Origin of the sequence: Microcoleus sp. LEGE 07076 (assembly GCF_015207455.1) — a bacterium.
GTDB lineage: Bacteria > Cyanobacteriota > Cyanobacteriia > Cyanobacteriales > Microcoleaceae > Microcoleus.
Genome location: NZ_JADEWV010000310.1, coordinates 1 through 5,200, shown reverse-complemented (window position 1 = coordinate 5,200; position 5,200 = coordinate 1). Strand labels below are relative to the sequence as shown.

General features: G+C 44.8%; 8 protein-coding genes and 1 pseudogene. 5 read left to right on the top strand and 4 right to left on the bottom strand.

Annotation, left to right across the window (positions count from 1 at the left end; all coding sequences use genetic code 11):
• The 3 genes from IQ270_RS31565 to IQ270_RS27970 form a co-directional block, all read left to right on the top strand.
• The coding region (locus IQ270_RS31565) for a hypothetical protein (protein ID WP_339384388.1) at positions 1-191 on the top strand (191 nt) is incomplete at its 5' end.
• A 229-nt stretch (positions 192-420) separates the two neighbouring features.
• A complete protein-coding gene (locus IQ270_RS27975; RefSeq protein ID WP_193976394.1) occupies positions 421-849 on the top strand; it encodes an NUDIX hydrolase in 429 nt (142 codons plus the stop codon).
• Between the two features lie 122 nt (positions 850-971).
• On the top strand, positions 972-1,883 hold the full coding sequence (locus tag IQ270_RS27970) for an NAD(P)H-dependent glycerol-3-phosphate dehydrogenase (protein ID WP_193976393.1): 912 nt from the start codon (positions 972-974) through the stop codon (positions 1,881-1,883).
• A gap of 94 nt (positions 1,884-1,977) precedes the next feature.
• Here the strand turns inward: IQ270_RS27970 and IQ270_RS27965 are convergent, their stop codons facing one another.
• The 3 genes from IQ270_RS27965 to IQ270_RS27955 all read right to left on the bottom strand — a co-directional run bounded on the left by IQ270_RS27965 (position 1,978) and on the right by IQ270_RS27955 (position 3,762).
• Positions 1,978-2,283, bottom strand: a complete 306-nt coding sequence (locus tag IQ270_RS27965) for a DUF4090 family protein (RefSeq protein WP_193976392.1) — start codon at positions 2,281-2,283, stop codon at positions 1,978-1,980.
• Positions 2,284-2,588: 305 nt separating this feature from the next.
• Positions 2,589-2,894: an IS1 family transposase gene (locus tag IQ270_RS32480; protein ID WP_193976396.1), complete on the bottom strand. Its 306-nt coding sequence runs from the start codon at positions 2,892-2,894 to the stop codon at positions 2,589-2,591.
• Between the two features lie 367 nt (positions 2,895-3,261).
• Entirely contained in the window at positions 3,262-3,762 is a 501-nt protein-coding gene (locus IQ270_RS27955) for a triacylglycerol lipase (protein ID WP_228056773.1), read from the bottom strand.
• Between the two features lie 165 nt (positions 3,763-3,927).
• On the opposite strand from IQ270_RS27955, the gene IQ270_RS27950 reads away from it, so the two are divergent.
• Complete coding sequence (locus IQ270_RS27950) at positions 3,928-4,407, top strand: NUDIX domain-containing protein (RefSeq protein ID WP_193976391.1); 480 nt, start codon at positions 3,928-3,930, stop codon at positions 4,405-4,407.
• A gap of 257 nt (positions 4,408-4,664) precedes the next feature.
• Here IQ270_RS27950 and IQ270_RS27945 read toward each other — a convergent pair whose 3' ends face one another.
• A complete protein-coding gene (locus IQ270_RS27945) occupies positions 4,665-4,874 on the bottom strand; it encodes a hypothetical protein (protein ID WP_228056772.1) in 210 nt (69 codons plus the stop codon).
• A 27-nt stretch (positions 4,875-4,901) separates the two neighbouring features.
• Here IQ270_RS27945 and IQ270_RS27940 point away from each other — a divergent pair.
• Positions 4,902-5,200: pseudogene (locus IQ270_RS27940) on the top strand (hypothetical protein); the annotation flags it as partial.

The window sequence follows — 5,200 nt, the reverse complement described above, 5'->3', positions numbered from 1 at the left end:
TGCTTAGTTATTTGTTGTTGGTTATTTGTTGTTGGTTATTGGTTATTTGTTATTGGTTATTTGTTATTGGTTATTGGTTATTTGTTATTGGTTATTTGTTATTGGTTGTTGGTTGGTTGTTGGTTATTAGTCTCGATATAGCGGTTCTCAATTTTCGTGAAATCGTAACCAATGCCCAATGCCCTGCTTAGTTATTTGTTATTTGTTATTGGTTATTGGTTATTGGTTATTTGTTATTGGTTATTTGTTATTGGTTATTTGTTATTTGTTGTTTGTTGTTTGTTGTTGGTTATTTGTTGTTGGTTACATATAAAATCATTAATAGCCAATGCCCAATGACCAATTCCCCATTCCCAATTCGCCATTCCCTGTTTTGCCCATTCCCGATGCTTTGCTGCCCCATTCCCAATTCCCAACAAAATGAATTACCAAAATCCCGCTCCTACAGTTGATATTATCATCGAATTGGTCGATCGCCCGCACCGCCCGATCGTACTCATCGAACGTCGCAACATTCCCTACGGCTGGGCCATTCCCGGCGGCTTCGTCGATTGCGGGGAATCGGTAGAAACGGCGGCCAAACGCGAAGCTTTAGAAGAAACCAGCTTGAATGTAGAATTAATCGAGCAATTCTACGTTTATTCTGACCCAAATCGCGACCCACGCAAACACACAATCAGCATTGTATTCTTGGCTGCTGCAACGGGCGAACCTCAAGCCGCCGACGATGCTAAAAATTTACAGTTTTTTGAATCTTGGCAGATTCCTGCACAATTGTGTTTCGATCACGAGCTCATTTTACGAGATTATTGGCGTTACCGTCATTATGGATTGCGTCCGCAGTTGTAGAGTGAGGATTTTTTGACCGCAGATCCACGCGGATTAACGCAGATTGATTGCTATGATTTATCTGTGATTTATCTGTGATTTATCTGTGTTAATCTGCGGTTAAATTCATCAGACTAAATTTTATGGCAAGCTTGACAATATTAGGCGGAGGTGCTTGGGGAGCGGCACTGGCAAATCTGGGAGGCAAAAAGGGCGATCGAGTGAATTTGTGGTCGCGCCGCAGTTCTTTTAGTCTACAATCAGTTATAACTGGCGCGGATGTTGTGGTTTCGGCAGTTTCGATGAAAGGAGTTGGGGAAACAGTCGATCGAGTGCTTGCCTTAAACTTAACTCCGACTACAATTATAGTTACTGTCACCAAAGGTTTAGACCCTGCGACGACGCGAACTCCGTCTCAAATTTGGCAAAATGCCTTTCCTAACAATTCAATAGTCGTACTTTCTGGCCCTAATCTTTCAGAAGAAATTCAGGAGGGATTGCCGGCTGCGACGGTAGCGGCAAGTTGGGATTTAGCCGCGGCGAAGCAAGTACAACATATTTATAGTTCCGATATTTTTCGGGTTTATGTGAACGAAGATCCGCTGGGGACTGAGTTAGGTGGAACCCTGAAAAATGTATTTGCGATCGCCGCTGGTGTTTGCGACGGTTTACAATTAGGAACTAATGCTAAATCTGCTTTGCTGACTCGCGCTTTGCCAGAAATGATTCGGGTGGGAGTTCGTTTGGGAGCTCGCGCCGAAACTTTTTATGGTTTATCTGGTTTAGGAGATTTACTCGCTACTTGCAACAGTCCTTTGTCGCGCAATTATCGAGTTGGTTTTGGATTAGCTAAAGGCAAATCTTTAGAGCAAATTTTGGAGGAATTGCAGAGCACTGCTGAGGGTATTAATACTACTAATGTATTGATTGATTTAGCCGAGAGACGCGAGATTGAAGTCCCTGTTTCCCGTCAAGTTTACCGTTTATTAAATAGTGAAACTACCCCAGAACAAGCAGTTTTGGGGCTGATGGAACGGGCTTTGAAACCTGAGTAATATCCAAAAGTTTGTTCGCAGTAAGGATTTTAGTCTTTATTCAATCTTTTTGAGGACTGAAGTCCTCACTACTACAAACCAAGATGAATGCTATTTACTTAGCGCCGTAATAAAAGGCAATTTCTTTCTCTTTAAGCGGTGCAAATTGGGCTGCAACCAGCATTTTATCGAGTTCCTCTTGTCCTATATGTTTGACGCCGATTCGGACAATGCGCGATCGCATGGTGTTTGACACGCCGCTGCGCTGTCTGTCGGCTTCTAATCCCATTACTTGCTCGTACAGGTCTAATTTTGCTTTCGGAATCTGAGTGCCGTCAAAGTCGATTCCAGATGCGATCGCAACGTCGATCGCATCTGCACCGGTTGTAGATACAGGGGCTGAGTTTGTTTCTGAAGACATTGTGCTTCCTATCAAAGTTTGCTGTGGAAGTATTTTATCAGAGAACTCTTGACTTTGCTCAAATTTGTCAATCCTTAATATTTGGCATTTGCCGAATATTTAGCCTCCGCCCCAAAGTCCGTCAGGGGGTTTAAACCCTTAGCGGACTTCGGCAGTTACGAAACGGCAAACTTTCCCAGTCACAAATTGGCAAGCTTAACTACATTAAAAAATCGGGCGTTGCTGAATCAAGCTATGAATACTGCCGGAACGGAAACATCCTGAAATTTTAGGTAATGTAAGCTGTTCTGCATTTAAACTGTATCTCAAAAAACCATAAAACTTGTGTGGGGTGGGCAGGAGAGCCCGCCCTGAATATGCAATTCAAATGCGCGACAGCTTATTAATAGTTTAATATATTGCATGAGCATTCCCGCGCATTTACAATAACAAATAGTCTCGCAATATAGTCTTGTTAGATCATGTATCAACTTCGGATTTTTTCCTTCTACTTTTGTCACATAAGTCTTGCCAGTAGTGCGATATTTATCAGGAATAAACGTCGGATATACTGGTCGTCCATCCGTGACATAAAAATAGCATTTCCCGGTAGTTAGGAATGAGAATTTAATAAGTTACACAAGTTTCTGGGATGTCCTGTCCGTCCAAAAAAGCCAAACGGGACATCCCAAAATAACAATTAAAGTTGTCAGCTATTTAATTCGCGATCCTTACCCAGTCCCACAACGATTCAAACGTCTCTGAACTACGAGCTCCTAATACCCATCTTAAAATTCCTGAGCGAAATTTGTAGTCAGGACTTTAGTCCGCAAATCAGAGGACTGAAGTCCTCACTACGAACTTTACTATAGCCTTTATCAAACAGGTTCGCGGACGAAGTTTGACCTGGAAAGCTTGAAAATACATTGAACTGTTTCAAACCTGAAGTTTCGCCCTTCCCCACAGTCAACTCATAACTTTTGTAAGCCAGCCAAGTCCCTAAACCGCGCTTGCCAAAAACAGCCTTAAGAGCAGCGCACACGTAGCCCACCTGCGGGTGAAAAACCCCCGGATAGTGGTGGCAATTGAAAAAATCTGGTTTTTGCGCGTCCAGCACTCAACAGAGACCTGCTGCGTGCCTAAACTGATTAAAGTATTTACAGTTGAGCGAGGGTTCGACAAACCGATATCCTCAAGCACGTCGCCGTGAATGGTATGGGGCTTTTCGCCTAAGTAGATGCGAGAAATCCAGCCGCCAGCGGAATGACAGACGAGATCGATCTGTTGGCTGCCGTATTGCTGTAACATTTGTTTGACGGTGCGATCGAGCTTTCGCAAAATTGGCACCATCCACCGGCCGCCAAAAGTCGGCAACCAATCTCGCTGGCTCAGAGGTACTGTTAAAGTTGGGAAACCTCGATCGACCAGAGATTTTTCAAATTCCCGATAGTCCGAAGCAGCAGCAAAATATCCACGCAAAATCACACTTGGTAATGGCACGATCGATTTGAGATTCGAGATTTGAGATTATTGGATTTGTGGCTGGGGGTGCTAGGATATGTTTTTCAAGCTTAAAAACCTTTGAAAAATCACCCTTTGGGTTGCTAACAGCGCCTCATCTGGCTGCAGCTTGTTAAACTTTTTGCTTGGGGAATATCTACTTCTATGGCTCGCGAGCCGATTCCAACATTGTATTTTACCCTGGTTGTCGTTCACTTAGAAGACCGTTTTCTACTGGTACAAGAGCGCAAGTACGATCAGCAGTGGTATCTCCCAGCAGGGCGAGTGGAAAAAGGCGAGACTTTACTCGATGCTGCTGTACGCAATACCGTCCAGGAAGCGGGGATTTCTGTGATCGTTGAAGGAATTCTCAGAGTAGAACACACGGTGATGCCTAGGGGCAATGTGCGCCTCAGGGTGATTTTTGTGGCTCGTCCTGAAGATAAGACTCCGCCCAAGAGCAAGCCGGACGAGTATACTTTGTGTGCTGGCTGGTATTCTCTCAAAGAGTTAGACCAGTTGTCGCTGCGGGGAGAGGAAGTTCGGGAGATGTTTCAGTATATGGCAAGCGGCGCTCCTATTTATCCGATCGACTTGCTGAGCATCGAAGGAGCTCCTTTTAAAAGTTACCGCTATCGCTGGTGAATCCTGCGATTTGAGATTTGAGATTTGGGATTTTAGGTTGAATCATGACTTCTACCGATCAACTCGGCTGTGTAACAGAATTGGAAACCGTCGGTCGATCGCACCGATCATCGGTGTTTAATCAATTAGTGTCAGTTGGCCGCCTGCCAAGAGACTGTATTGCAGCGAGCTGGCGAGCGGGCAATTTCGATGCCGACCGTGCTAAAATTACAACTTTGAATTCCATAACAGCCACTTTTAAATCGCTAAAAAAAAAATTAATAACTACTAACCTCCAATTCCCAATTGCCAATTCCCAATTCCCAATTCCCTGTTTGGCCAATTCCCTGTTTGGCCAATTGCCAATTGCCAATTCCCTGTTTGGCCAATTGCCAATTCCCAATTCCCAATTCCCTGTTTGGCCAATTCCCTGTTTGGCCAATTCCCTGTTTGGCCAATTCCCTGTTTGGCCAATTGCCAATTCCCAATTCCCAATTCCCAATTCCTAATTCCCTATGGTCATGACTGACTCTTCCTCCCTAGCCAACACCCTTTCCGAACCGCTGCGCCAGCCTTTTTGGTGGGCAGCCCTAGCCTCTGTGGGGCTTCACGGAGTGCTTGGAGTAAGCGCCCCGACACTCTCAAACCTGATCTACGGTGGAAACTCCTCAAAAAAAAATATCCCCGGTACCGTCGGCTTCGTACAACTAACTCCGGCTCAAGCGCAGCGCCTGCCACAAACTATACCACCAAAGCCCTCCAATGCACCGTTTTCGCTCGTCGCACCAGTTCCCATTCCCACCTCGCCCAAGTT